Raw genomic sequence first — 2,574 nt, 5'->3', positions numbered from 1 at the left:
GCATAGCCATGACGAACAGCCATGCCGCCGTCGCGCCGAGCCCGGTCAACAGCACGCGGCGGTCGCCCCAGCGATCGGTGAGCACGCCCCAGGGCAGTTCGCTCAGCGCCACGCCCAATCCGAGAAGACCGAGCGCCAGTCCGAGCGAGGCATTGTCGAGTTGATAACCCTGGCGCATCACCACCGCGGTGGCCGGCACGCCGGAGAAGGTCGCGGAGAACCCGGCATTGGCCGCGACGCCGATGCCCAGCACCTTCCAGCGATGATTGGATCCGAAGGTTCGAGCGGCGGAGCCAGCCGTGGCTTTCGCAGGAGGCTGGCAGTCGGTGCGTGTGGCGATGGCGGACATGCGTTCATTCCCGTGACGGCCGGCTGACCGGCTTGACGGGTAGGATGTAGCGCCATAGCTTTATCCATAAAATCAGGAAGTTTTTGATATACAATCCTGAAAAGCAGGACAATAACATGCGACGCGTCACATTCGACCTCGACGTCCTCAGGAGCTTCGTCGCCGGGATGGAGCTGGGCAGCTTCGCCAGGGCCGCCGAAAGGCTTGGCCGTTCGACCTCCGCCGTTAGCGCGCAGCTGAAGAAGCTTGAGGAGCAGGCGGCCACCCCGATCTTCCGCAAATCGGGGCGCGGCCTGGCGCTGACCGAAGCCGGCGAAACCATGCTCGGCTATGCGCGGCGACTGCTCGAGCTTAACGACGAGGCGGCCGCCGCCATCCACGACGTCGAGCTGGAAGGCTGGGTGCGGCTAGGCCTGCAGGAGGATTTCGGCGAGGCGGTGCTGCCGGAGGTGCTGGGCCGCTTCGCCCGCGCCCATCCCAAGGTCAAGATAGAGGCGCGGATCGCGCGCAGCCATGAGCTTGCCGACCGGATCACCCAGGGCAGCCTCGACATCGCGCTTGCCTGGCACAATGGCGCGAGCCTGCCCTACAGCCGGCACGTCGCCGATGTTCAAATGCGCTGGATCGGGCCGGCAAAGCCGATCGAGGCCGGGCCGGGCAAGGACGACATCCTGCCGCTGGTGGCGCTGGAAGCGCCCTGCCTGCTGCGCACGATGGCGACCGAAACGCTCGACCGCGCCGGCCTGTCCTGGCGGATGGCCTTCTCCAGCCCCAGCCTCGGCGGCATCTGGGCGGCGGTCGCCGCCGGTCTCGGGCTGACGATCCGTACCGATATCGGGCTGCCCGCCAATGTCAGGGCGATGATGCCGGAACTGTTGGGGCTACCGGTCTTGCCGAAGATAGCGCTGGTCCTGCATCAGAGGGAGGCCGAGCTTGACCCGGTGGCGGCGCGCCTCGCCGACATACTGTTGCAGGCGGCGCTGCAAGCGCTACCCGAAAGCGCGCGGGCGAATGAAGCGTTGAGACATGTCGCCTGACGCGCTGAGGCCCAGGCTCAGTGCCGCTCAGCGCTTCTTTGCCCGGCCGGCGAATGGATTGTCCGAGGTGCGTAGCGCCATGCGGATCGGCACGCCCGGCATGTCGAAGGCTTCGCGCAGGCTGTTCGACAGGTAGCGGACATAGGATTGCGGCATTGCGTCGGGCCGCGAGCACGAGACGACGAAGCCGGGCGGGCGGGTCTTGGCCTGGGTGACATATTTGATCTTCAAGCGGCGCCCGGCAACGGCGGGCGGCGGATGATGCGCCAAAATGCCTTCCAGCCAGCGGTTCAACTTGCCGGTCGACACACGGCTGTTCCACACCTTGTGCGTCTTGATCACGCTATCCATGAGCTTGTCGAGACCGCGTCCGGTCTCGGCGGAGACCGTCACCGCCTGCATCCCGCGCACCTGGGGAAGGAGCCGCTCGGTCTTCTCGCGCAGCTCCGCCAGCAGTTCCTGCGGGTTGTCGATCAGGTCCCATTTGTTGAAGGCGATCACCGGCGCGCGACCTTCGCGGATGATGAGATCGGCGATCTGCAGATCCTGCTTCTCGAAGGGGATGGTGGCGTCGAGCACGATGATGACGATCTCGGCGAAGCGGATGGCGCGCAGGCCGTCCTGCACCGACATCACTTCCAGCTTTTCGTGAATCCTGGCCTTGCGCCGCATGCCGGCGGTGTCGAACAGTTTTACCCGGCGGCCGCGCCAGTCCCAGTCGACCGAGATGGAATCGCGTGTGATGCCGGCTTCCGGCCCGGTCAGCAGCCGCTCTTCGCCGATCAGCGCGTTGATCAGCGTCGACTTGCCGGCGTTCGGGCGACCGACGACGGCGATGCGCATCGGCTTGGTGTCGTCATAGGCGGGCTCGGCGTCGGGGTCGGCGATGTCCTCGCCGATCAGCACCTCGCTGGCGGCGATCTCCCCGTCGTCCTCCTCGTCCTCACCGAAGGCGCGTTCCTCGCCGAGCGCCGCGATCACCGCGTCGCGCAGGTCGGGCATGCCCTGGCCATGCTCGGCCGAGACGGGGATCGGCTCGCCGAGGCCAAGCTCCCAGGCTTCCAGCATGCCGGCTTGCGCACCACGCGCCTCGGCCTTGTTGGCGACCAGCACGACCGGCTTGCCGGATTTGCGGACCACCTCGGCGAAGGTCCGGTCGTCGGGCATCAGGCCGGATTTGGCGTCGAC

Annotated in this window: 3 protein-coding genes; 1 reads left to right on the top strand and 2 read right to left on the bottom strand. The window is 66.8% G+C overall.

Features of this window, described 5'->3' with window-relative positions; translation table 11 throughout:
* On the bottom strand, positions 1 to 349 hold a 349-nt coding region (locus EN745_RS33415; RefSeq protein WP_127423211.1), incomplete at its 3' end, for an MFS transporter.
* A 116-nt stretch (positions 350 to 465) separates the two neighbouring features.
* Here EN745_RS33415 and EN745_RS33410 point away from each other — a divergent pair.
* Entirely contained in the window at positions 466 to 1,386 is a 921-nt protein-coding gene (locus tag EN745_RS33410; protein WP_127423210.1) for a LysR substrate-binding domain-containing protein, read from the top strand.
* 27 nt (positions 1,387 to 1,413) lie between these two features.
* Here EN745_RS33410 and der read toward each other — a convergent pair.
* On the bottom strand, positions 1,414 to 2,574 hold a 1,161-nt coding region (der, locus tag EN745_RS33405), incomplete at its 5' end, for a ribosome biogenesis GTPase Der (RefSeq protein WP_127423209.1).

It is taken from the genome of Mesorhizobium sp. M4A.F.Ca.ET.022.05.2.1 (assembly GCF_003998845.1).
Lineage (GTDB): Bacteria > Pseudomonadota > Alphaproteobacteria > Rhizobiales > Rhizobiaceae > Mesorhizobium.
This window is presented reverse-complemented; position numbering and strand designations above follow the sequence as displayed.